Consider the following 24,932-nt stretch of genomic DNA (forward strand, 5'->3'; position numbering starts at 1 on the left):
TCCGCCTGATGCGTCCAGCCTGCTATCGCGCCCACCTCGCCGGCCAAGACCTCTTTCGTCCGTGGCGATACCCTGAAGGCATCGCCGCAGCCACGACGGAAGGGGCGGCCATGGACCTGGACCTGCGGAAGGTCCGCTACTTCGTGGCGGTCGCCGAACTGCTGCACTTCGGCCGCGCCGCCGACCGACTGCACATCGCCCAGCCCGTTCTCAGCCGTCAGATCCGGGCGCTGGAGAAGGACTTGGGTGCGGAGCTGTTCGTACGCGACAGCCACGGTGTGACGTTGACGCCCGCCGGCCGTCAACTCCTGGACGACGCCGGGCATCTGCTCGCGAGTGCGGACGCCGCCCGCCGTCGGGTGCGGCGGGCCGCCCGCGGCCCGGGGCGCTTCGTCGTCGGGTTTCGGGCCGGGGTGGTCGTCACCCGCGCGCTGCGGGACTTCGGAGCCGCCCATCCGCACGTCGACGTGCACGCGCGCCGGGTCGAGTGGGACGACCAGGAGGAGCTGATCCTCGACGGCACCGTCGACATCGCCTTTGTACGACGCCCGGTCCGGGACCGGGGACTGCGGCTGCTGCCGCTCTACAGCGAGGCACGGGTGGCGATGCTGCCCGCCGACCACCGGCTCTCCGGGAAGCAGGAGCTGTCCCTCGCCGACCTGGCGGACGAGCCGAGGCTCAGCTACGCCCACCCGGGCCCCGACGACGTGCCGATCCGCACGATCGAGGAGAAGTTCGAGTGCGTGGCGAGCGGAGCCGGCATCACGCTCGTACCGGAGTCCATCGCCCTGCAGTACTCCCGCCCGGACATCACCTACGTGCCGGTGTCGGACGCGGAGCCCGACGAGGTGCTCCTGGCCTGGGAGGCGCGCCGGAGGTCACCACTGATCGCCGCTTTCGTGACCGCTGCCCGGCCGGAGACAGCCGGCTGAGGCGGGGCCCCTGCGGCGCAGGGGCGCTCCCCGCCGGTCGGGCCCCGCCGCCGTGCCGAGGGGAACCGGTCAGCCCTGGGCGGCCGAGGCCCCCAGGGCGACGCGGTCCTCGCCCGCGTACACGTTCATCGAGCTGCCCCGCAGGAAACCCACCAGGGTCAGACCCGTCTCGACGGCCAGGTCAACCGCCAGCGACGAGGGCGCCGACACCGCCGCCAGCACCGGGATCCCCGCCATCACGGCCTTCTGCGCCAGCTCGAACGACGCCCGGCCCGACACGAGCAGGACCGTCCGGGACAGCGGCAGATCACCGTTCTGCAGCGCCCGCCCGACCAGCTTGTCCACCGCGTTGTGCCGGCCCACGTCCTCCCGTATGTCCAGCAGCTCCCCGTCCTCGGTGAACAGGGCGGCCGCGTGCAGGCCCCCGGTCCGGTCGAACACCTGCTGGGCCGCCCGCAGCCGGTCGGGGAGGCTCGCCAGCAGCTCGGGGGTGACCCGCACCGGGGGAGTGTCGGCGATCGGCCAGCGGGCGGTCGTACGGACGGCGTCCAGGCTGGCCTTGCCGCACAGCCCGCACGAGGAGGAGGTGTAGACGTTCCGCTCCAGCGTGAAGTCGGGCAGGGCGACCTCCGGGGCGGTCTTCACGTCGACCACGTTGTAGGTGTTCGAACCGTCGGCCGTCGCCCCCGCGCAGTAGACGATGTTCCGCAGATCGGCCGCGGCCGCGAGGACGCCCTCGCTCACCAGGAACCCCGCCGCCAGCGCGAAGTCGTCGCCCGGTGTGCGCATGGTGATCGCGAGCGGCTTACCGTTCAGCCGGATCTCCAGGGGTTCCTCGGCGACGAGTGTGTCCGGCCGGGTGGAGACGGCCCCGTCCCGGATCCGGAGGACCTTGCGTCGTTCCGTGACTCGTCCCATGTCCTGATCAGCCCCGGTTCTGTACGTGCTGGTAGCCGAAACGGCCCTTGATGCAGAGACTGCCGTGGGTCACCGGGTTGTCGTGCGGCGAGGTGACCTTCACGATCTCATTGTCCTGCACATGGAGCGTGAGGTTGCAGCCCACTCCGCAGTACGCGCACACCGTGGTCGTCTCCGTCTGCCGCTCCTCGTCCCAGATGCCCGGCGATCCGCGCGTCGAAGCCGCGCCCGGCCACCGAGATCGCGAAGGTGTTCTGCCACTGGTCGCCGCAGGCGTCGACGCACTTGTAGCACAGGGCGCACTTGTCGTAGTCGCGCACATACAGCTCGTTGTCGACGTTCGGCTCCTCGTTCAGCCGGGCCGCGCCGGGGCCGAAACGGTCCGGCTTCGCCTCGTACTCCTTGATCCACTCGGCGGCCCTCGGAGTCGTCGACAAGTCGACCGAGGAGGCGAGCAGCTTCCGGGTGGGCGCACCCTTCGCGTACGGGGTGTGCGAACTCGTGCAGAAGATGACAAAGCTGTTCAACGGGTGACCGACGGGAAAGCTCGGGCGTCCGAGGAGCTGAGGGAAGCCGACAACTCGGGCGCCCGATTCCTGTGGCCTCACCTGCCGTCGTACCCGTGAGTCACTGATCAGACTGGTGGATCCCGCTACCCACGGCACCGAGGGGACCCACGACATGCACGGCTCGCGCATCGCCGCCATCGGCCACTATCAGCCCGCCAGGGTCCTCACCAACGAGGACCTGGCGGAACTGGTCGACACCAGTGACGAGTGGATCCGCAGCCGGGTGGGCATCCGCACCCGGCACATCGCCGGACCCGACGAACCGGTCGACGAGCTGGCCGCGCACGCCGCCGCCAAGGCGCTCGCCGCCGCCGGCCTCACCCCCGGCGACATCGACCTGGTCCTGGTCGCCACCTCGACCGCGATCGACCGTTCGCCGAACACCGCCGCCCGGGTCGCCGCCCGGCTCGGCATTCCGCGGCCCGCCGCGATGGACGTCAACGTGGTGTGCGCCGGGTTCACCCACGCGCTGGCCACCGCCGACCACACGGTCCGCGCCGGTGCGGCCACCCGGGCCCTGGTCATCGGCGCCGACAAGATGTCCGACGTCGCCGACTGGACGGACCGCTCCACCTGCGTCCTCGTCGGCGACGGCGCCGGGGCCGCCGTGGTCGAGGCGTGCGCGCCGGGCGAGGAGCCCGGGATCGGGCCCGTGCTGTGGGGATCGGTGCCGGAGATGGGCGAGGCGGTACGCATCGAGGGCACACCGCCCCGGTTCGCCCAGGAGGGGCAGAGCGTGTACCGCTGGGCCACCACCCAGTTGCCGCCCATCGCCCGGCGCGCCTGCGAGAAGGCCGGTGTCGACCCCGCCGACCTGGCCGCGGTCGTCCTGCACCAGGCCAACCTGCGCATCATCGAGCCGCTCGCGGACAAGATCGGCGCCGTCAACGCGGTGATCGCACGCGATGTCACCGAGTCGGGCAACACCTCCGCGGCCAGCGTTCCGCTCGCCCTGTCCAAGCTGATCGAACGGGGCGCGGTGCGCAGCGGCGACGCGGCCCTGCTGTTCGGCTTCGGCGGCAACCTGTCGTACGCCGGGCAGGTCGTGCGGTGTCCGTGAAGCCGTCCTCAGGGGCGCACGGGGCGGCGTGACGCGCTCAACTCCCGCTTCCTCCGGCTTTTGTGCACCGGAGCCTGTAGACGAAAGACAATCCCTGGTGGAGTCCACCGTGGACCGTGCGCAGCCCGCTGCGCACGGCAGCCGGCTCAGGAAGGGGACCGCGATGTTGCCGACCGGACTGCCGCAGGGAACCGTGCCCAAGCTGGAACGGCCCGGCCCGCTGCGCGACCGTGTCTACGAGGCGCTGCTGGAGCTGATCACCACCAGGGCCCTGCGGCCCGGCCGGCATCTGGTGGAGAGCGAACTCGCCGGCCATCTCGGTGTCTCCCGGCAACCGGTGCGCGAGGCGCTGCAGCGGCTGAACACCGAGGGCTGGGTCGAACTGCGGCCCGCGCAGGGCGCGTTCGTCCACGAACCCACCGAGGAGGAGGCCGACCAGCTGCTGACGGTCCGCACGCTCCTGGAGGCGGAGGCGGCCCGGCTCGCCGCCCTGAACGCCGGCCGACCGGGCGTCGAAGCGCTGGAAGAGCTGTGCGCCGAGGGCGAGAAGGCGGTCGAGGCCGAGGACGTCGACCGTGCGGTCGCCCTCAACGCGGCCTTCCACGCCAAAGTGATGGAACTGGCGGGCAACACGGTCCTCGCCGAACTGGCCGCCCAGGTCGACCGCCGGGTGCGCTGGTACTACACGCCGGTGGCTCACCAGCGCGGCCGGCAGTCCTGGATCGAGCACCGCGGTCTGATCACCGCGATCGCGGACCGTGACGAGCAGCGCGCCACCCACCTGATGCGCGAACACACCGAGCACACCCGACGCTCCTACCACGAGCGCAACGCTTCCTGACCCGGCACCGGCCCGCCGGCGAAGGGCCGTTCCCCCTGCGGCGATCGGCGAACGGATCGCGGAGGGGGAGTGGCGGGGAGCCGTGGGGCGGCGTCGTGACCGGTCGTCACGAGGTCGGCCGCGGCTCCACGGCCGGTGTCGTCCCGTTGCCGGTGCGGCCCGGCTGCCGCAGCAGCAGCGCGAGGGCCGCCGACGCCGGCATCGGCCTCGCGGTCGTGATCACCGAAGGCGTCCCGGTCCACGACACCGTCACCCTCACCGCCCACGCCGAGCGGCGCGGCACCCGCGTCATCGGCCCCAACCGCCCCGGCCTGATCACGCCCGGCCGGTCCGTCGCAGGCGTCATCCCCGCCGGCATCACCAAGCCCGTCGTCGGCTGCATCGCCGGATTCACCGCGCCCGAGGGCCGCACCATGGGGCACGCGGGCGCCATCGTCTCCGGCTCCACCGACACCGCGCGGGCGACGCAGGAGGCGCTGGAGGCGATCGGCGTCAGGGTCGGCGGCACCCCGACCGAGACGGCACGGCTGGTACTCGCACAGCTGCCCCGGACACAGTGATGTCACTCATAGTCCACCCCGGGTGACTGTCGGCTTCCATGCCCCTTCGGTAGCTTCTCGCACGACGTCCGGCGCACCAGGGTGCGAGTCGTACGCCGGACAGCCAGGCACCTCCAGCAGGCACGTCTTCCCCGAGATCAGCCATTTCTCTCGACCGTGCACCGAGAGCGGAGCAATCGCATGGCACCCACCCTCACCCTCAAAACAGGAACGTCCTGGGCCGAGGCCTGGCGGCGCTGTCTCGCCGTCGCGCCGGAGGCCTTCCGGGACGATCGCGTTCTCAACCTCTGGGACACCGCCTGGCGGGCGGACGGCCGGGCGCTGCCCGCCACCAGCCCGGTCGACGGGGGCCCCATCGCGGGCCCGCCCCGCCTGGACCGGGCCGCCGCACGCCAGGCCGTCCGCGCCTCGCTCGACCGGCACCGCGCCTGGCGGCACCTTCCGCTCGCCGAGCGCCGCGCACGGGTCGCGGCCACCCTCGACGCGCTCACGGAACACCGCGACCTCCTCGCACTGCTCCTCGTCTGGGAGATCGGCAAGCCGTGGCGGCTCGCCCGGGCGGACGTCGACCGGGCCGTCGACGGGGTGCGCTGGTACCTGGACGGAATCGAGCCGATGCTGGCCGGCCGGACGCCGCTGGACGGCCCGGTCTCCAACATCGCGAGCTGGAACTACCCGATGAGCGTGCTCGTTCACGCCATGCTGGTCCAAGCGCTCGCCGGCAACGCGGTCATCGCCAAGACCCCGACCGACGGCGGCGTCGCCTGCCTGACCCTGGCCTGCGCGCTCGCCGCCCGCGAAGGGCTTCCCGTCAGCCTCGTCAGCGGAAGCGGAGGTGAGCTGTCCCAGGCGCTGGTCCGGGCGCCCGAGATCGGCTGTGTCTCCTTCGTCGGCGGCCGCGACACCGGCGCCGCGGTGGCCACCGCCGTCGCCGACCTCGGCAAGCGCCACATCCTGGAACAGGAGGGACTGAACACCTGGGGAATCTGGAACTACTCAGACTGGGACGCCCTCACCGCCCTCGTCCCCAAACTCTTCGACTACGGCAAACAGCGCTGCACGGCCTATCCGCGGTTCGTGGTCCAGCGGGACCTCTTCGACGAGTTCCTCCGCGCCTACCTCCCCGCGGTGCGCCGGGTGCGCGTCGGCCACCCCCTGGCGGTGGAGCGCAGGGACGATCCGTACCCGGAGCTGGACTTCGGCCCGGTGATCAACGCGGCGAAGGCGAAGGAACTGCGGGACCAGGTCGCGGAGGCCATCGACCGCGGCGCCGTCCCCCTGCACCGCGCACGGCCGGCGGAGGCCCGCTTCCTGCCCGGCCAGGACACGGCGGCCTATGTCCAGCCGGTCACCCTCCTCAATCCGCCGCGCTCCTCCCCCCTCCACCACGCGGAGCCCTTCGGCCCGGTCGACACGATCGTCCTGGTCGACACGGAGGCCGAGCTGCTGGCCGCGATGAACGCCTCCAACGGCGCCCTGGTCGCGACCCTCTCCACGGACGACAGGACCACGTTCGACCGGCTGGCGCCGCAGATCCGAGCCTTCAAGATCGGCCACGGCAAACCGCGCTCGCGCGGCGACCGCGACGAGCTGTTCGGCGGCTTCGGCGCGTCCTGGCGCGGCGCCTTCGTGGGCGGGGAACTGCTCGTGAGGGCGGTGACCCAGGGGCCGGCGGGGGAGCGGCTGCCGGGGAACTTCCCGGAATACCAGCTCATGCCCTGACCGGACGCACAGCGTAGATGTCCGGCCACCCTCCGTACGGCTCGGTGGCCGGGGCGCTCCCGGCTCCCCGGCCACCCGCCCGAGGCACGGATACGCAGGTGAAACGCACTCCGAAACCTTGCTATTGTTGTCCCTGTCGCCGCGGGGAACAGCCCCGGCAAGGCGGCAGACACCTGGTCCGGGTGGCGGAATGGCAGACGCGCTAGCTTGAGGTGCTAGTGCCCTTTATCGGGCGTGGGGGTTCAAGTCCCCCCTCGGACACTCTCCATAGAGACACGAAAACGAGGGCCTCGACCTTACGGTCGCGGTCCTCGTCGCGTTGTGCGTGGTCGATCCGCTGGGTGACGATCGCCGGGTCGGCGTCGGTGTCGAGGGCGGCCTGGCAGCGGGCGAGGTGTCGCTCGCATTCCTTGATCGCCTGGCGAGCCTGGGCCTGCTTGCCGCGGATCGGCGAGGGCTGCGTCTTGCGTCCGCACCGCTTCCCCCTGGCCCGCGACGGCCTTCGCCGGCTCCTCGACCCGCTCCCGGCGGCTCGCGACCGGAGCCACAGGCGGACATGCACGGACCAGGTCGACGTTCAGGCATGTTCGAACATGCGCAGTTTCGTTTAAAACAACCTACAGAGGCCTTGACAGTCTTGAGTGGGGGCGCGGTACAACTACCGCACCGCACATGAGGCAATGACCGACCACTGAGGTGGGTGAGGGCCTCGCCGCCAGTCGGGGCAACGCTGGAAGCGCCATGCGTGGACTGCTGCTCCACGATGTCGAAGAGGGGGCGTCAAACAAAATCCAACTGATCCCTTCGTCGCGTCGTCGGCAGGGATCACTGATGGCGAGCTCTCGTTCGCGTTCGCCGACCGAACCGACCGCCTCAACGCGGATCACATGCGGCTGAACGCCAACGTTCCACCGTCGTTCGCCTGTTCAGGCAAGTGCCCACATCACGCAGCTCCGCTTCGTTCTCAATGACTCGCCGCACAACGGGGATGCCCAGCTCCAGCTCTCTCGCGCGCGTCATCTGCTGTAGCCGCATGCGGCGGGACGGCCCCGAGGTCCACGGCATGCGGGCCGAAGGCGCCTTCCCCCCGAAACGCCGACCGCTTGCCGTTCGGTATCGCTGAAGTTCTCCTCAGGAAGGACGATCCTGATGCCTGTCAGAACGCACCCCCATCCCGTCGGCATGAGAGCCCCACGCCTTTGGGCGGCTGCCCTCGCCGTCGTCGGGCTCTGCCTGGCGCTGGTCACCGGAGTGGCACCAGGCCGCGCTCACGCCGCGACCGCGACCGCGATCAGCGTCGACGGCAACTCCCAGGGCCGCACGTTCGACGGCGTGGGAGCCATCAGCGGTGGCGGGGGCAACACCCGCCTGCTCGTCGACTACCCCGAGCCGCGGCGCAGCCAGATCCTCGACTACCTCTTCAAGCCCGGCTACGGCGCATCCCTGCAGATTCTGAAGGTGGAGATCGGCGGCGACACCAACACCACCGACGGCGCCGAGTCCAGCATCGAACACTCGCCCGGCACCATCAACTGCAACAACGGGTACGAGTGGTGGCTGATGCGGCAGGCCAAGCAGCGCAACCCGCACATCAAACTGTACGGTCTCGCCTGGGGCGCTCCGGGCTTCCTCGGCGGCCACGACTTCTGGTCCACCACCTCTCCCTCGACGGTGGACTACCTCATGAACTGGCTCGACTGCGCCAAGCAGCACAACTTCACCATCGACTACCTCGGCGGCTGGAACGAGAGGTACGACCGCGCGAAAAGCCCCGCCTGGTACGAAGCCCTGCACGCCGCCCTCGCGAAGCACGGCTATGCCACGAAGGTGGTCGGCGCCGACAACGACTGGGCGATAGCGGACGACATCGCGTCCGACTCCGCGCTGTCCTCGGCGGTGGACATCGTCGGCGCGCACTACGTCTGCGGCTACCGAAGCAGCCAGACCAACTGCTCCAGCACGGCCAACGCGCAAGCCTCCGGAAAGCAACTGTGGGCGAGCGAGAACGGCTCGGACGACGCCGATGCCGGAGCCATGGCGATGGCCCGTGGCATCAACCACGGCTATCTGGACGCCAAGTTGACCGCCTACATCAACTGGCCGCTCGTCGCCTCGATCTCCCCCAACCTCGACTACAACGGGGTGGGCCTGGTCCAGGCCAACCAGCCCTGGTCCGGCGCCTACAACGTCGGCCGCAGCACCTGGACGATGGCGCAGACCAGCCAGTTCACCTCCCCAGGGTGGAAGTACCTGGACACCTCCAGCGGCTATCTCGGCGGCAACCGGGCGGGCGGCAGCTACGTCAGTTACGCGGCCCCGGACAAGTCCGCCTGGAGCACGGTGTTCGAGACCATGGACGCCACCGCCGACCAGACCGTCTCCCTCTCCGTCACGGGCGGGCTGCCCGGCGGCACCCTGCACGTCTGGACGACCGACCAGAATGCCGGCCAGCCGCGCATGGTGGCCGCGCCGGACCTGTCGGCCACCGGCGGCACCTACCAGCTCACCCTGCAGCCCAAGCACCTCTACACCGTCACCACGACCACCGGGCAGGCACCCGGCACCGTCACGGGCCCGCAGCGCACCCCGCAGCCGCTCCCGTACTCCGACAGCTTCGCCGGCTACCCCTCAGGCGCGGAGGCCAAGTACTTCGCCGGCATGAACGGTGCCTTCGAGGCGGCGCCCTGCGGCGGAGGGCGCAGCGGCCAGTGCCTGCGCCAGATGACCACCACCCCGCCGATCCAGTGGACCAACGAGACCGCGAACCAGCCCTACACCACGATGGGCGACGTCAACTGGTCCGACTACACCGTCTCCACCGACGTACTGCTGGAAAGGTCCGGAGGCGCAGCCGACCTGCTCGGCCACGTCGGCTGGCAGAAACAGAACAACAACGGCCTCAACGCCTACCACCTGACGCTGGACACCACGGGCACATGGGCTCTGCAGAAGAGCGACCAGTCGTGGAACTTCACCACGCTGTCCAAGGCAAGCGGCAAAATCGCCAAGGTCCACGGCACCGACACCTGGCACAAGCTCTCGCTCACCTTCCAGGGCAGCACCATCACCGCGAAGATCGACGGTACCCAGGTCGCCAGCGTCACCGACACCAGCTACGGCGCCGGACAGATCGGACTCGGCACCGTCTGGGACACCAAGACCCACGGATACTACGGCGTCCAGTACTCCAACCTGTCCGTCACCCCTGGTACGGCACCGAGCCTGAAGGGGACGTACAACCTCGTCAACGTCAACAGCGGCATGCTGCTCGACGCTGCCGACGAAGGCACCTCGGACGGAACGCCGATCATCCAGTGGCCGGCCAACGGCGGGGCGAACCAGAAGTGGACGCTGACCGCCAACGCGGACGGCTACTACACCATCACCAACGTCGGCAGCGACAAGACACTGGACGTCCCGGCCGAAACCATGTTGCCCGGCACCCAACTGGACCTGTGGGGAGCCAACGGAGGTACGAACCAACAATGGGCGGTGACACCTTCGACCAACGGGGCCTACACCATCGAATCCCGTAACAGCGGCCACCTGGTCGATGTATCGGGCGCTTCGACCAGCCAGAACACCCCGGTGATCCAGTGGAATCCGAACGGAGGCAGCAACCAGCAGTGGAAGCTGGTGAAGGCCGGATGACCGATCGGCACTGACCACTGTCCACCGCGCTGGATTCCCCGCCCCTTCGCCTTTCCGCGGGGAATCCAGCCGAGCAGGCCATCCGGGTGACGGCCGCGGTCCTCGTCGCGCTGTCGTGGACGGGACGCCGATCAGTGCTTCCACCGCCCCCGCCGAGTCGGCCTCATCCCCACCCGAGAACACACCTTCCTCGCCGATCTCACCCAGCTCACCCTCCTCACCCGACCCCCGCCCATCCGGCCTGACACCCCCGGGCCGAGGCGCGCGGCGGCCGCCTCCTTCATGCCTCTGAACTCCCTTTCCGTACCAGTCGGGGCCGGATAGCCTGCCCTGGCTCGGGCACAGCGATACAGGGGGAGCCAGCATGTCCATCCGGCCGCAGTACCGGCGGGTGTCAGCCCTGCAGCGGCAGTTCTTCAATCGGGAAGGCACGCTCGCCGCTTACGACGAGGAACTGCGGACTCTCGGGGAGGGACCCCGCATCCTGAACGTCGTCGGCATCGGCGGAATCGGGAAGTCCCGGCTGCTGCAGGAGTTACGCAACCGCAGTCCGAAAAACTGCCGGACCGCCCGCCTCGACCTGCAGTTGCCGACGATGCGCCAGCAGGAGGACGCTCTCGCCGTGCTGCGCATGGAATTCGGCGCACAGGGGCTAAAGTTCGACCGGTTCGACATCGCCTATGCCGTGCTCTGGCAACGGGTGCACCCGCAACTACAGCTGAACCGGCGGAACACCCCCTTCGCCGAGGAGAGCGACATCCTCATGAAGATCCTCGACGATGCGATGGGCCTCCCGGTCTTCGGAACGGCGGCCGGCCTGGTCCGGCTGACCGGCCGTGCGGTCAAGAACCGCCAGCGCCGTCAGCGGATCGAGGCCGACCCCACCCTGAACGAGCTCGACGGACTCAGCAACGCCGAGCTGGGGCACGCGGTTTCGTACCTCTTCGCCGATGAGCTGAGGGCCTCCGCGCAGGAGGCACCCTACGTCGTGTACGTCGACGCCTATGAGGCGCTCGTGCCCACGCCCCTGCCCGGCGGCCGCAGCTTCGGCACGGACGCCTGGCTGCGCGACCTGCTCGGTCAGCTCCACGGCGGTCTGACCGTGCTGGCCAGCCGCGAGCCCCTGCCCTGGGCGGCGTACGACCCCGAATGGGAGTCGGTGATCTGCCGGACCGACATCGACGGCCTCCCCATGCCCGCCCGGCTGGAACTGCTCGCCCAGGCGGGCATCACGGAGATCCCCCGGCAGCGCTCGATCGCCGAAGCCAGTGAAGGCGTGCCCTTCTACCTCCATCTGGCCGTCGACACCCATCTGCAGAACCCGGCACGGCTCGAGCACGCCGCCACGTCCGAGGAGATCGTCCAGCGGTTCCTGCAGCATGTCGCCCCCGACGAAGTGCGGATCCTGGAGCTGCTCAGTGTGGCCCGGACCTTCGACTTCGTGGTGTTCCAGACCATTTCCCGCGCCTTCGACCTGCCCGCGAACCTCCTGATCTGGGAATCGCTCACCGCCTACTCCTTCGCCTACCCCCTGACCGACGGCTGGTACCGGCTGCACCAGCTCATGATCGGTGCGCTGCAGCGCCACCTTTCGCCCGCGGTCCGGCGGCGGGTGCACGCCGTGCTCCGCGCCCACTGGGAGGGCCTCGCGGACCGGATGGAGCGAGGCCAGGGGCCGGGCGGCGGCAGGACCCGCCTCTCCCCGCTCCGGGAGGCCGTCTACCACGGGCTGCGTGCCGCCGACATCACCCCGGACGAGATCCAGAGGCACGCCGACAGGTCCGTCGTGCTGAGCGGCAGGCAGGCCGTCGACGGCATCGTGAAGGACCTCAGGCACCATCTGGCCGCGAGGAGGGCGGACCGGGTCGAGGGCCAGGACGACGAGGCGGTGGCCGGCCTCCACAACGCCGCGGACTGCCTCGACGCGGAGTCGAGACTGGAGCTGGGTGACGCCGCCGGCGCCATCGCGCTCACCCCGCACCTGGACCGGCCGGTACGCGAGCTGGTGTCCGCGAGGCTCGCGCTCGCGGGGGCCAACGCCCGCCGCATCGCCGGTGAGAGCACCCTGGCCGCCACGATCTTCGAACGGGTCTGGGCGGAGCACGAAGGCGAGGCGCGGCCCACCGCGGGCTTCTGCGTCGCCGACATCCGTATGTGGCAGGGCGACTTCGCGGGGGCGTTCTCGCTGGCCGAGGAGGTGCACGGGATCTGCGCCGCCGACGAGGCGGTCATCCGGGCCGACCTGAAGCGGCTCATGCACCTCGGACACCGCTTCCTGATGGACTTCGACAGCTCGGCGCGGCTCCTCGCCGAGGCCGAGGCCGAATACCAGGCGTCGAACGCGCTGGTGGGCCTGGCCAACATCAGGACCAACCACGCCGAGCTGTACGCCTTCACCGATCCGGAAGCGGCGGTGGAGGCCGCCTCCTCGGCGCTTGAGGTGCAGCGCGATCTGGGGGCGCAGCACGAGATCGGCAAGGCGTACACTGCCATGGCCATGGCACAGACCAGACTGGGGCAGTACGAGAGGGCCTCATCCTCGTTCCTGAACGCCAATGCGGCCCTCGACCGGGCGGGTTACCGCTCCGGCAGGGCCCGGGCCGACATGTTCCGGGCGTTCCTCATGCTGCGGCAGGGCGACCGGCAGGGCACCCGGGAACTCCTGGTGCACGCGGCCCGCGAGTTCGTGGCCTGCCAGGTCTATCCGTCGCTGATCCTGGCGATCCACCGGGCCGCCGAGCGGATCGGCGTCGACGAACCCGAGCTGACGGCACTCGCCGGGCGGGCCCGGCCCGCCGTACGCCCGCTCGGTTCCCTCGACGAACTCCAGCGTCGTACCGACTCGGTCCTGTCGATGTTCCTCGAGGTGGGCGCATGAACTGGCAGACGGTGTACGCAGAGGCCCAAAGAGCGGGCGAGGCCGCGGCCGGGTACTACAACCGGAACGTCGGCGTGTGGACGCCCGAAGGGAAGGTGAACGTCCGCATCCCCCTCGCAGCCGCAGACGTCATGGACGTACGCGTGTGGCACGAGGAGGACGTGCTCGCCTGTATCCGGCCCTATGTCGCGCGGGCACCCGAGCTGCGCCATGTGTCGGGGTCTCCCCGGTTCCAGGTCCACCACTTCATCGAGGGGCGGGTACTGGACAGTTTCTCCCCCCGGAAAAGCGCCGTCCCCGCTCATGTGATCGATGACGTGGTGGAGGTGATGGACCAGCTCACCCGCATCCCGCAGGAGAAGACGCCGTCCCTGCCGGACGACTGGCCGGAATCGGGGGACAGCGGCGGGTTCGGCCGCCTGCTGGCCCGCCTCACCCAGCAGGTCTACGACGCCCACCGGGAGGAGTACGGGGCCGTGTTCGCCGACTTCGGGATCCCGGACGAGCCGCTCGCGGTCGTCGAGCCGCTGTGGGACGGGCTCACCTCCCGCCCGTTCGCGGTACTCCACGCCGACCTGCACCGCAAGAACATGATCGTCTCCAGCGGGTCGACCTGGTTCCTCGACTGGGAGCTGGCGCTGTGGGGCGATCCCATGTACGAGATCGGAATCCACCTCCACAAGATGGATTACCCCGACGACCAGCGCGCCGAGGCCCTCCGGCAGTGGCGTGCGTGCCTGCCGGCGGCGTCCACGGCCGGACCGGTGGCGGACCTGGATCTGTACCTGGCGCACGAGCGCGTCAAGTCGGGGATCGTCGACACGATCCGCTACTCCAAACAGCTCGCGGCGGCCGACGAACCGGAACGGGAGTTCCTCATCGGCCGGCTGGCGCGGAAGCTGAACGTGGCCCGGGCGGTGTGGGGCGAGAAACCGACGATGACTCCGGAGCGGGTCGCTCGGGCACTGGCGCCGTGGGCAGAGAGATAGTCATGGACGCCATGGCGCTGTACGAAGAGGCACGCGCGCACGAGAACGCGCTCTCCGGCTTCTACCACCGCAACGTACGGGTGGAGGACGACTCCGGGCCCTTACTGGTGCGGATCCCGGGCCCCGGCGCCGAGCCGATGGACCTCACCCTCTGGCCGGAGCCCGAAGTGCTCCGGGCCATCCGCCCGTTCGTGTCCCGGGCACCACGACTCGTCCACGCAGGAGTCAGCCCGGACTTCCAGATCCACGAGTTCATCGCCGGACGCCGGGTCGACGAGATCGCGCAGGACGGCAAGCCGTTGCCGGACGTCGTCCTCGACGGTGTGGAACAGTTCTTCGGCGAGGTCCTGCGGGTGCCGACCGCCGCTCTTGCCGCCGTGCCGCCCGGCTGGCCGGACGACGGGGACACACCCGGCTTCGCGCGGTGCCTCCTCGACTTCGCACGCCATCTGCGGGACCGGGCGGACGCTTCGGTGGACGCCCTGTACCAGGCGCTGGGCGTGCCCGCGGACCCCTGTGGCCCGCTCTTGGAGCGGGCGGGCCGGGAGCTCGCACGGCGGCCGTTCCGCCTGCTGCACGGCGACATCCATCGCAAGAACATGATCCTTTCCGGTCGGGCCGGACTGGTCGTTCTGGACTGGGAACTCGCCCTGTGGGGGGATCCCCTCTACGACCTGGCGGATCATCTGCACAAGACCGCGTACACGGCGGCGGACCGCCAACGGACCGTCGCGGGCTGGGAGCGGGCGGCCCCCGCCGACTGTCGTGCGGGCGCGCCGGCCGGCCTCGGCTTCTACCTCGCCTACGAGGAGATGAAATCGGCCCTGGTGGACACCGTCCGCTGGGGCCGTCGCATCGTGGAAGCCCCAGCGGGCCGCGAGCGCCAGGCGCTGGCCGCGGAACTCCGGACGAAGCTCCTCGCGGCGCGCCCGCACTGGGACGCCGGGCCTCTGCCCGAGGCGGCGGAGATCGAGGACACCACGCTGCGCCTGCTGGGGTGACCCGCCCCGCCGCCCCAGCGCGGAGGGCGGGGCGCCGCCGAGCACCGGGAGACCGTCGCCGGAGTACGGCGGCGGGCCCGTACGGAAGCGTTCCGCAGGGCGAACAACCCGAGGACGGCTGATCCGTCGGCCGGACACACCGCCGGGATGACTCATCATGATCGAGACGTTCCGGTCGCGGGGTTCCGCTTCAAGCCCACGCTGAGCTGGTCCTGCTGCGGCCGGTCCGACCAGGACGACCGTCTGGACCTCGCCGTGGTGGAGAAGGCGACGGGGGACGCCGTCGTCATGTCGATCCTCGCGCCGGAGTGGGTCGAGCACGGCGGGCTGCCCAGGGGAGCGTGACCAGACCGCACGGCCCTGAAAGGGGCTCGGAAGGCGTGTCGCGCAGGCCGGCCGGCCAAAGGGCGGGCACGCCGAAAATGACGTGCCCGCGGCCGATCTCCCCGCCTACACTCGCCACGCACCCGGCCGAGCGCCCGATCAGGGCCCGCCGTGTGCCGATCAGTCCGACGAACGAGGGGAGCCCGGCCGTGTGTGAGCGCACCGTTGCCGCCGCTTCCCGTTCCCGGTACGAGGTGATCCTGGTGTCCTCGTCCGGCCGGTGCCCGCTGCGCGGCCGGCACCGGACACCCGTGACGCAAGGCTGACGTCCTCGCCCTTCCCGTCCGGCTCCACCGCCGGTCCAGGGTGCCTTCATGCCCAAGCCGCCGCGGGAAATCGCGCTGCCCCTTTTTCTCAGGACATCTCCGGGTATCTCCGGATCCTTTACGAAAGGCATCGGGCCGTGCGCACGAACGCCAACCCTCTCACCGCCGTCCGCAACCTCGGCATCCTCGCCCACGTGGACGCGGGCAAGACCACCGTCACCGAGCGGATCCTGTACGCGACGGGCATCACCCACAAGCGCGGCGAGGTGCACGACGGCACCACCGTCACCGACTTCGACCCCCAGGAACGCGACCGCGGCATCACCATCTTCGCCGCGGCCGTCAGTTGCGCCTGGGACGGCCACCGCGTCAACCTCATCGACACACCCGGCCACGTCGACTTCGCCGACGAAGTGGAACGCTCGCTACGGGTCCTCGACGGGGCGATCGCCGTCTTCGACGCCGTCGCCGGGGTCGAGCCGCAGAGCGAGTCCGTGTGGCGGCAGGCCGACCGGCACGGCGTACCGAGGATCGCCTTCGTGAACAAGCTGGACCGCGCGGGCGCCGACCTAGACCGGGCCGTCGGCTCGATCCGGGAGCGGCTGCATCCCGCCCCGCTCGTCGTCCAGTTGCCGATCGGGGCCGAGGACGCCTTCACCGGGGTCGTGGACCTGGTGCGCATGCGCTCCCTGGTCTGGGGCGACGGAAGCGGTACGGCGGTGGAGGGGCCGGTTCCCGAGGGGCAGCGGGAAGAGGCACTGCGGCGGCGCCGGGCACTGGAGGAGGCCGTGGCGGAACTGCATCCGGCCGCGCTGGAGGAGTTCTGCGCGCGGTCCGCGCTGTCCGAGCCGACCCTGGTGGCCGCCCTGCGCGAACTCACCCGTACCGGCGAGGGCGTGGTCGTACTCTGCGGCTCCGCCTACCGCAACCGCGGTATCGAACCGCTCCTGGACGCGGTGGTGGCCTATCTGCCGTCGCCGCTGGACGTGCCCGCCGTACGCGGCGTGCACGAGGGCGGCGGACAGCGGCGGGCCGCCGATCCCGACGCGCCGTTCGCGGCGCTCGCCTTCAAGGTGAACGTGAGCGGCACCGGGCGCCTGACCTATGTGCGCGTCTACTCGGGCACGATCGAGAAGGGAGACACCCTGTGGGACCCGGGCACCGGGCGCACCGAGCGGGCGGCGCGGATCCTGCGCGTCATGGCGGACCGGCATGTCCAGCTGGACCGGGCGGTCGCCGGGGACATCGTCGCGCTGGCGGGGCTGAAATCGGCGCGGGCCGGTTCGACCCTGTGCGATCCGGGCGCCCCGCTGCTCCTGGAGCCGCCCGTCGTCGCCGAGCCCGTGGTGTCCGTGGCCGTCGAGGCGCGGCGCGGCACGGACACCGGGCGACTGGCGGCCGCGCTGGCCCGGCTGGTGGAGGAGGATCCCTCGCTGATGGTGCGCACCGACGCCGAGACCGGGCAGACCGTGCTGTCCGGGATGGGGGAACTCCATCTGGAGGTCGCGGCGGAGAAGATCCGCCGGAACGGAGGACCGGAGCTCGCCGTGGGCCGGCCGCGGGTCGCCCACCGCGAGACGGTCGCGGACGGAGTGACCGGGTTCGTGTTCCGGCACGTCAAACAGGACGGCGGGGCGGGGCAGTTCGCCCATGTCGTGCTCGACGTGGAGCCGCTCGGCCCCGGAGCCGGCGTCACCGGCTTCGCGTTCCGGTCCGCCGTGGTCGGCGGGCGGGTGCCGCAGGAGTATGTGCGTGCGGTGGAGGCCGGGTGCCGGGACGCGCTCGCCGAGGGGCCGCTGGACGGGCACCCGGTGACCGGGTTGCGGGTCACGCTGACCGACGGCTCGACCCATGTGAAGGACTCCTCCGACACGGCGTTCCGCACGGCCGGCCGACTGGGGCTGCGCGCGGCGCTCCGCGCCTGCGTGATGGCCCTGCTGGAACCGGTGGCCGAGGTCACGGTCACCGTGCCGGACGATGCCGTCGGCTCGGTGCTCGGGGACCTGGCCGCCCGGCGCGGCAGGGTCACCGGCTCCGAGAACCGGGGCGGCGCGGCGGTGCTGACCGCCACCGTGCCGCTGGCCGAACTGTTCGGCTACGCGACCCGGTTGCGCAGCCGCACCCAGGGCCGGGGCACCTTCACGACCCGGCCCGCGGGCTACGCCCCGGCGCCGCGACCGGTGCCGGTCCGGTAGCAAGGACGCATGGTTTCCGCACCACGAGCCGGCGCGGTTCGTGGTGCGGAAACCGTGCCTCGGCGTCCTGGCGCCCCCTTGGCGGCCCCACGCGCCGCTCGCCCGGGTCGAGGCCGACCCGTATTGCAACGGACGATTCAAAACGGTTAGGGTCACGTCATGGCCCGACCGAGGACTTTCGACGAGGAGCGGGCCCTGGACGCGGCGATGCGGACGTTCTGGGAGAAGGGCTACGAGGCCACCTCCACGCAGGACCTGTGTGACGCCACCGGGCTGGGGCGCAGCAGCATCTACAACACGTTCAAGAGCAAGCACGACCTGTTCCAGCGGGCGCTGCATCGCTACATGACCACGATGAACGCCGTTCAGCTGGCCGTCCTGGAGGACATCGGCCGCAGCGGCGCCGACCGTATCCGCGCCCTGTTCGCGCTGGTGCTCGACGGTGACGCGGAGAACCGCCCGCAGGGTCACAGCCTGGGCTGTCTCAGTGTGAACACGACGGTCGAACTGGCCGCCCGTGACGCCGTCGCGGCCAGGATCCTGGAGAGCGACACGGCTCGCCGGCTCGACGTCCTGCGTGCGGCGGTCGAGGCGGGCCGCCGTGACGGCAGCATCACGTCCGCCAGGGACGCGGGCGACCTGGCCAGGTTCATCAACGCCACCGTGGCGGGCCTGCGCGTCTCCGCGCAGGGCGGCGCCGACCGCGCGGCCCTGGAGTCGGTCGTGGCGATCGCTCTGGACGCGCTGACCGCCTGAGTCCGCTCGCTCCAGGGACTCCCTCGCGTGGCGCTCGCCCGTGGGCTGTCTCTCGGCTGCCCAAGTTTTGAACCAATCGATCCATAACCGAGTTCGCAACCAGATCCGCAGCCAGACCCATGACGCCTGCCTCCAGCACAGCAAGGAGAACCCACCGTGCCCCGTGCCGTATACGTTCTGGCGCTCGGCATCTTCGCCATGGTGACCAGTGAGTTCGCGGTCGCCGGACTGATGCCGCAGATGGCCGACGGCCTGCACGCCACCGTGCCGCAGATCGGATATCTCATCACCGCGTTCGCCTCCGCGATGGCCCTCGGCGGGCCGGTCATGACCGTGGCGGTGATGAAACTCCCGCCGCGCACGGCCCTGTTGGTACTCTTCGCGGTCTTCCTCGCGGGCAATGTCCTGGCCGCCACCGCGACCGGCTACGGTGTGATGCTGGCCGCCCGTGTCGTCACCGGCGTCGCGTCCCAGGCCTTCTTCGGCGTCGGGATCTCCCTGTGTGCCCGGCTGACCCGGCCGGAGATACGGGGACGCGCCGTCGCCGTGGCCATGAACGGACTGATGCTCGGCACACTGCTCGGCCTGCCCCTGTCCACACTGATCGGTGAACGGCTCGGCTGGCGCGCGGCGTTCTGGGCCGTCTCCGTTCTCGCCCTGGTCGCGGCTGGGGCCACCATGGCCGGTGTGCCCCGGCTGGAGAACGCCCCGAGCGGGGGTCTGCGCGCCGAGGCCGGTGTCTTCGCGCGGCCCCGGCTGTGGCTGGTGCTTGCCACCAGCACCCTGATCATCGGGGCCACCTTCGCCGCGTTCAGTTACTTCAACCCCATCCTGACCGGCCTCACCGGTTTCTCCGCCGGCACCGTGCCGCTGCTGCTCATCGCCTACGGCGCCGCCACCGTCGTCGGCAACATGGTCGTCGGCCGCCTCGCCGACCGGCACGCCGTGCCCGTGCTCGTCGTGGGCCTTCTGCTCAACCTGCTCTTCCTGGCGGGCTTCGCGCTTCTCGCCGACGTGCCCGCCGCGGCCGTGGTCTGCCTGCTCGGCATCGGCCTCGTCGGCGTCACCATGAACCCGGCGATGGCCACCCGCGTCCAGCGCGCCGGCAACGCCGGGCCGCTAGTCAACACCGTGCACACCTCCTTCATCACGCTCGGCGTCATCATCGGCTCGTCCCTCGGCGCGGTCGCCATCGATGCCGGGAGCCTGCGCGGTCCCCTCTGGTTCGGCGCCGCCCTGGCCGCCCTCGGCCTCCTCACCCTCCTGCCCGAGATGCGCCGCCCCGGCCGCGCGGCGGGGCGGCGAGGCAGGACGGTGGCCCGCGGAGGCACGGGGCGGGAGGCGCGGGAAAGGGCGAGGAGGGGCTGAACGGCACACGGGGTGCGGGCCATTGCTCCGGCACGGCCCGCACCCGCACACCTGGCCTGCGTTCCACCTCGCCTGTGTCCCGGCCTTGCGGTCCCGGCCTTGCGGCCCCGCCCGGCTTCCGCTCACGCGTGCGTCGGGCGGGGGCCAACGGACCGTCGAGCCTTGTCGATCGGCGGCCTCCTGCCCCTCTCAGACCAACCGTCGCTCCACCGCCGCCCGCCAAGCCGGAGTCGGTGACGTGTCCAGTGCGGGCCGCGGGCGGTGGCCGCCGGCCGAGAAGAACGCGGCCAGGGGAAGGACCGCCGCGCCCACGGTGACCGCGTCCGGGCCGAGGTGGCCGAGGGCGATGCCGACCCGGCTCGCGGGGAAGCGGAGGGCGTGCGCGAGGGCGTGGGTGCGAACCTCGTCCAGGAAGCCGCCGCCGAGCTGGAGCCCCGCCCAGCCGCCGATCAGGAGCCGTTCCGGCTGGAAGAGGTTGATCAGGTCGGCCAGGCCCGCGCCCAGATACTCGGCGGTCTCGGCGAGGACGGCCGCCGCCACCGGGTCGGGCTCCCGGCCGTCGTCGGGGCGGGCCGCGGCGAGGAGTTCGGTCAGCGCCCGTTCCTCGCCGGCCCCGGCCGACGGTCGCCCGCCCGCCTCCCGCCACCGTGCCACCAGCGCCTCCGCGCCCGCGTACGCCTCCAGGCAGCCGAGGGCGCCGCACCGGCACCGGCGGCCGCCGACCCGTACCGTCAGATGTCCCCACTCCGCGGCCCGCCCCTCGGCCGCCTCCTCGGTGACCACGCAGGCGCCGACGCCGGAGCCGAACAGGACCACGACGGCGCTCCGCGCCCCGCGTCCGGCGCCGAACCACATCTCGGCCTGGCCCAGTGTCTTGGCACCGTTGTCGATGAAGTACGGGATGTGGGAGGGGAGTTGACCGGTGGTCCGGAGCAGGTGTTCCAAGGGGACCGCGTCCCAGCCGGTCGTCTGGCCGTGCACGACGGCGCCCAGCTCGGCGGTGTCCTCGATGATGCCGGGCACGCCGATGCCGATGCCGAGCAGGTCGCCGGGGGAGAGGCGGGCCGCGGTCAGCACCTCGGCGACGCCCTCGTGCACATGGCCGACGACGGCGTCGACGTCGTACCCGCGTGGCCCCAGAGGCCGTTCCGTGCGGGCCAGTTCGGTCAGGGCGAGGTCCAGCAGCTCCACGCGGACCCGGGTCTCGCCGACGTCGACCCCGATCAGCCGCCCGCTGTCCGGCCGTATCCGCAGCAACCGGCGCGGCCGGCCCGCGTCGGAGCCGACGCTGCCCGCCTCCTCCACCAGGCCGTCGGCGAGGAGTTCGGCGACGACGTTGCTCACGGAGCCCGAACTCAGCCCGGTCGCCGGACCGAGGGCGTGCCGGCTCGTCGGGCCGTCGAAATACAACCGTTGCAGAACGGCACCGCGGCTCACCCGCCGCAGGTCACGCACCGTACGGCCGCCCAGCCCTGCCACCTGGCCTCCCTGGCTCGCATGATTCCGAGGCCCGCTCGGCCGGATGCCGCTGCCGGATCCCTTGACGAGCGTTTCTCTTGAGGTTTAACTCACATCCTAAATTAAGCCATGAGGGGCTTCGGGGGCCGAACGGGGTGTCGGCTCCCACGAGTCGCCCCGAGGGTTCTCGACTCCCGGAAAGGGACACCAGGAGCCATGCGCAGCATCCGAGCCGCGGCCGTAGGCGCCGTCACCATGTCTCTCGCCCTCGCGGCCACGGCCTGCGGAGGCGGTTCGGCCGGCGGCGGAGGGTCCGACGACTCGCCGAAGACGCTCACCTACTGGGCCTCCAACCAGGGCTCCAGCATCGCGGTCGACAAGAAGGTCCTGCAGCCCGAACTCGACAAGTTCGAGAAGCAGACCGGCATCAAGGTGAAGCTGGAGGTCGTGCCCTGGTCCGACCTGCTCAACCGGATCCTCACCGCGACCACCTCCGGCCAGGGCCCCGACGTGCTGAACATCGGCAACACCTGGAGCGCCTCCCTGCAGGCCACCGGCGCGCTGCTGCCGTGGGACGCGAAGAACTTCGCCGAGATCGGCGGCAAGGACCGGTTCGTCGATTCGGCGCTCGGCTCGACGGGCGCCCAGGGCAAGGACCCGGCCGCGGTCCCGCTCTACTCGATGGCGTACGCGCTCTACTACAACAAGCAGATCTTCGCCGACGCCGGGATCTCCAAGCCCCCGGCCACCTGGGACGAGCTGATCGCCGACGGCAAGAAGATCAAGGCGAGGGGCAAGTCGGTGCTCGGCGCCGAGGGCTCCAACCTGGCGGAGAACATCCACCACGTCTTCGTCTTCGCCAAGCAGCACGGCGCCGACTTCTTCACCCCCGACGGCAAGCCGGACTTCACCGACCCCAAGGTGGTCGACGCGGTCGAGCAGTACGTCGACCTGATGGCCAAGGACAAGGTCATCCCGCCCGGTGACGCCGAGTACGCGCAGAACCAGTCCGTCAGCGACTTCGCCAAGGGCAGGCAGGCCATGCTGCTGTGGCAGTCCGCCGCCGCCAACCTCAAGTCCCAGGGCATGAGCGAGGACGCCTACGGCATCGCACCCGTGCCCGTGCGGTCCGGCACCCCCGGCGCCGGCACCCAGACCAACTCGATGGTCGCCGGCATCGACATCGCCGTCTTCAAGAACAGTCACAACCTGGACGGCGCCACCCGGTTCGTGAAGTTCATGACCGGCGACGCCGAGCAGAAGATCCTCAACACGGCCTACAGCTCCATCCCGCCGGTCAAGACCGCCCAGGGCGACGCGGCGTTCGGCAGCCCGTCCAACGCGGTGCTGAAGAACACCCTCGCCACCAGCGCCGCCGCGCTGCCGCAGGTGGCGACCGAGTCGCAGTTCGAGACGGTGGTCGGCACGGCCGTCAAGGATCTGTTCGCCGACGCCGCCGCCGGACGCGCGGTGACCACCGACTCCGTCAAGGCGAAGCTGGTGAAGGCCCAGCAGCAGATGCCGGCGGCCTGAGCACGATGACCACCACCGCTCTGAAGGAGCCGGTACGCGAGACCTCCCCCGGTGCGGCGCGCGAACCTCACCGCCGCACCGGGCGGATCCGCCGCCTCTCCCTGCCGTACCTGCTGCTCCTGCCCGCCCTGCTCCTCGAACTCCTCGTCCATCTGGTGCCGATGGCCATCGGCATCGTGATGAGCTTCAAGGAACTCACCCAGTTCTACATCCGCGACTGGGGGAGCGCCCCCTGGTCCGGCGTCGGCAACTACAAGGTGTCGGTGGACTTCGACGCCCCCGTCGGCGAGGCCCTGCTGCACTCCTTCTTCGTCACCGTCGGCTTCACACTGCTGTCGGTCGGCCTGTGCTGGCTGATCGGCACCGCGGCCGCCGTCTTCATGCAGGACACCTTCCGCGGCCGCGGTCTGCTGCGCGCCCTGTTCCTGGTGCCGTACGCGCTGCCCGTCTACGCGGCCGTCATCACCTGGGTGTTCATGTTCCAGCACGACAACGGCCTGGTGAACCACGTCCTGCACGACCAGCTGCACCTCACCGGCAAGCCCTCGTTCTGGCTCATCGGCGACAACAGCTTCTACGCCCTGCTGACGGTGTCGGTGTGGAAGGGCTGGCCGTTCGCGTTCCTCATCGTGACGGCCGCACTGCAGAACATCCCGCACGAGCTGTACGAGGCGGCCGCGCTGGACGGCGCCGGGACATGGCAGCGGATCCGCCGCATCACCCTGCCCTCGCTGCGCCCGGTCAACCAGGTCCTGGTCCTCGTGCTGTTCCTGTGGACGTTCAACGACTTCAACACGCCGTACGTGCTGTTCGGCAAGTCCGCCCCCGAGGCCGCCGACCTCGTCTCGGTGCACATCTACCAGGCCTCGTTCGTCACCTGGAACTTCGGCACGGGATCCGCGATGTCCGTGCTCCTGCTGCTGTTCCTGCTGGTGGTGACGGGTGTGTACCTCCTGCTCACCTCGCGCGGACGGAGGGCCGCCGATGCCTAGGTCACCCATGGCCCCGTCGGGTTCCTTCCTCTGGTCCCGGCGGATCTTCCTCACGCTGCTCACCGGGTTCGTGCTGATCCCGGTGTACGTGATGGTCTCCAGCTCGCTGAAGCCGCTCGCCGACGTCACGGGCAAGTTCCGCTGGCTGCCGAGCGGGCTGACCTTCCGGCCGTACATCGACATCTGGTCGACGGTCCCGCTCGCGAAGTACTTCATGAACTCGCTGATCGTGGCGGGCGCGGCGACGATCTGCTCGGTGGTCGTCGCGGTCTTCGCCGCCTACGCCGTCAGCCGCTACGACTTCCGCGGCAAACGGGTCTTCACGGTGACCGTGCTGTCCACGCAGATGTTCCCCGGCATCCTCTTCCTCCTCCCGCTGTTCCTGATCTACGTCAACATCGGCAACGCCACCGGCATCGCCCTGTTCGGCTCGCGCGGCGGCCTGATCCTCACCTATCTGACGTTCTCGCTGCCGTTCTCCATCTGGATGCTCATCGGCTACTTCGACTCGGTGCCGCGCGAGCTGGACGAGGCGGCGCTGGTGGACGGCTGCGGCCCGCTCGGCGCACTGCTGAGGATCGTCGTACCGGCCGCGATCCCCGGCATCGTCGCGGTCGCCGTGTACGCCTTCATGACCGCGTGGGGAGAGGTGCTCTTCGCGTCCGTCATGACCAATGACACCACCCGCACCCTCGCCGTCGGCCTCCAGGGCTACTCCACCCTCTACGACGTCTACTGGAACCAGATCATGGCCGCCTCGCTCGTGGTGAGCGTGCCGGTGGTCGCCGGGTTCCTGCTCCTGCAGCGCTATCTCGTCGCCGGTCTGACGGCGGGCGCCGTCAAGTGACCGACACCCCGT

The 24,932-nt window shown here is 70.7% G+C and carries 19 protein-coding genes, 1 tRNA gene and 1 pseudogene; 18 read left to right on the top strand and 3 right to left on the bottom strand.

The window, feature by feature from the left end; all coding sequences use genetic code 11:
* The first annotated feature begins 110 nt into the window (after positions 1-110).
* Positions 111-932, top strand: a complete 822-nt coding sequence (locus AVL59_RS14330; RefSeq protein ID WP_067303728.1) for a LysR family transcriptional regulator — start codon at positions 111-113, stop codon at positions 930-932.
* A gap of 69 nt (positions 933-1,001) precedes the next feature.
* Here AVL59_RS14330 and fdhD read toward each other — a convergent pair whose 3' ends face one another.
* Complete coding sequence (fdhD, locus tag AVL59_RS14335; protein ID WP_067303731.1) at positions 1,002-1,850, bottom strand: formate dehydrogenase accessory sulfurtransferase FdhD; 849 nt, start codon at positions 1,848-1,850, stop codon at positions 1,002-1,004.
* A gap of 7 nt (positions 1,851-1,857) precedes the next feature.
* A pseudogene (locus AVL59_RS14340) lies at positions 1,858-2,311 on the bottom strand (2Fe-2S iron-sulfur cluster-binding protein); the annotation flags it as partial.
* Positions 2,312-2,339: 28 nt separating this feature from the next.
* Between AVL59_RS14340 and AVL59_RS56370 the strand changes: the two are divergent.
* From AVL59_RS56370 to AVL59_RS14405, 14 genes are all read left to right on the top strand, one after another.
* On the top strand, positions 2,340-2,384 hold the full coding sequence (locus AVL59_RS56370) for a hypothetical protein (RefSeq protein WP_418361216.1): 45 nt from the start codon (positions 2,340-2,342) through the stop codon (positions 2,382-2,384).
* Positions 2,385-2,531: 147 nt separating this feature from the next.
* Positions 2,532-3,479 carry a beta-ketoacyl-ACP synthase III gene (locus AVL59_RS14345; protein ID WP_067317272.1) on the top strand — a complete coding sequence of 316 codons (948 nt, stop codon included), beginning with the start codon at positions 2,532-2,534 and terminating at the stop codon, positions 3,477-3,479.
* 163 nt (positions 3,480-3,642) lie between these two features.
* A complete protein-coding gene (locus tag AVL59_RS14350) occupies positions 3,643-4,320 on the top strand; it encodes a GntR family transcriptional regulator (RefSeq protein WP_067303734.1) in 678 nt (225 codons plus the stop codon).
* A complete protein-coding gene (locus AVL59_RS14355; RefSeq protein WP_372450383.1) occupies positions 4,317-4,880 on the top strand; it encodes a hypothetical protein in 564 nt (187 codons plus the stop codon). Before AVL59_RS14350 ends, AVL59_RS14355 begins: the two co-directional genes overlap by 4 nt.
* 180 nt (positions 4,881-5,060) lie before the next feature.
* Positions 5,061-6,602 (top strand): aldehyde dehydrogenase family protein, encoded by a 1,542-nt coding sequence (locus AVL59_RS14360; protein WP_067303740.1) that lies wholly within the window; start codon positions 5,061-5,063, stop codon positions 6,600-6,602.
* Between the two features lie 176 nt (positions 6,603-6,778).
* Positions 6,779-6,863, top strand: a tRNA-Leu gene (locus tag AVL59_RS14365).
* 888 nt (positions 6,864-7,751) lie between these two features.
* Positions 7,752-10,253: an RICIN domain-containing protein gene (locus AVL59_RS14370; protein ID WP_237281505.1), complete on the top strand. Its 2,502-nt coding sequence runs from the start codon at positions 7,752-7,754 to the stop codon at positions 10,251-10,253.
* Between the two features lie 364 nt (positions 10,254-10,617).
* On the top strand, positions 10,618-13,131 hold the full coding sequence (locus tag AVL59_RS14375) for a hypothetical protein (protein WP_067303743.1): 2,514 nt from the start codon (positions 10,618-10,620) through the stop codon (positions 13,129-13,131).
* The gene (locus AVL59_RS14380; protein WP_067303745.1) at positions 13,128-14,120 is read left to right on the top strand and encodes a phosphotransferase family protein; all 993 of its coding nucleotides are present in this window, start codon (positions 13,128-13,130) and stop codon (positions 14,118-14,120) included. Before AVL59_RS14375 ends, AVL59_RS14380 begins: the two co-directional genes overlap by 4 nt.
* Positions 14,105-15,121 (top strand): aminoglycoside phosphotransferase family protein, encoded by a 1,017-nt coding sequence (locus tag AVL59_RS14385; protein ID WP_159399912.1) that lies wholly within the window; start codon positions 14,105-14,107, stop codon positions 15,119-15,121. The genes AVL59_RS14380 and AVL59_RS14385 overlap by 16 nt, the downstream gene beginning before the upstream one ends.
* Before the next feature lie 147 nt (positions 15,122-15,268).
* The gene (locus tag AVL59_RS53555) at positions 15,269-15,466 is read left to right on the top strand and encodes a hypothetical protein (protein WP_067303750.1); all 198 of its coding nucleotides are present in this window, start codon (positions 15,269-15,271) and stop codon (positions 15,464-15,466) included.
* Positions 15,467-15,908: 442 nt separating this feature from the next.
* Entirely contained in the window at positions 15,909-17,966 is a 2,058-nt protein-coding gene (gene fusA / locus AVL59_RS14395; protein ID WP_067303753.1) for an elongation factor G, read from the top strand.
* Positions 17,967-18,125: 159 nt separating this feature from the next.
* A complete protein-coding gene (locus tag AVL59_RS14400) occupies positions 18,126-18,722 on the top strand; it encodes a TetR/AcrR family transcriptional regulator (protein WP_067303756.1) in 597 nt (198 codons plus the stop codon).
* Positions 18,723-18,878: 156 nt separating this feature from the next.
* Positions 18,879-20,090, top strand: coding sequence for an MFS transporter (locus AVL59_RS14405; RefSeq protein WP_067303759.1), 1,212 nt, complete (start codon positions 18,879-18,881; stop codon positions 20,088-20,090).
* A gap of 189 nt (positions 20,091-20,279) precedes the next feature.
* Here AVL59_RS14405 and AVL59_RS14410 read toward each other — a convergent pair whose 3' ends face one another.
* Positions 20,280-21,569, bottom strand: a complete 1,290-nt coding sequence (locus tag AVL59_RS14410) for an ROK family protein (protein WP_067303762.1) — start codon at positions 21,567-21,569, stop codon at positions 20,280-20,282.
* A gap of 195 nt (positions 21,570-21,764) precedes the next feature.
* On the opposite strand from AVL59_RS14410, the gene AVL59_RS14415 reads away from it, so the two are divergent.
* From AVL59_RS14415 to AVL59_RS14425, 3 genes are read left to right on the top strand one after another with little or no spacing between them, the layout of a single operon-like run.
* Positions 21,765-23,081, top strand: a complete 1,317-nt coding sequence (locus tag AVL59_RS14415) for an ABC transporter substrate-binding protein (protein ID WP_067303764.1) — start codon at positions 21,765-21,767, stop codon at positions 23,079-23,081.
* A gap of 5 nt (positions 23,082-23,086) precedes the next feature.
* Positions 23,087-24,073, top strand: a complete 987-nt coding sequence (locus AVL59_RS14420; protein ID WP_067303767.1) for a carbohydrate ABC transporter permease — start codon at positions 23,087-23,089, stop codon at positions 24,071-24,073.
* A 7-nt stretch (positions 24,074-24,080) separates the two neighbouring features.
* Entirely contained in the window at positions 24,081-24,920 is an 840-nt protein-coding gene (locus tag AVL59_RS14425; protein WP_067303770.1) for a carbohydrate ABC transporter permease, read from the top strand.
* Positions 24,921-24,932 lie beyond the last annotated feature (12 nt).

The organism is Streptomyces griseochromogenes (assembly GCF_001542625.1).
In the GTDB taxonomy this organism is placed as follows: domain Bacteria; phylum Actinomycetota; class Actinomycetes; order Streptomycetales; family Streptomycetaceae; genus Streptomyces; species Streptomyces griseochromogenes.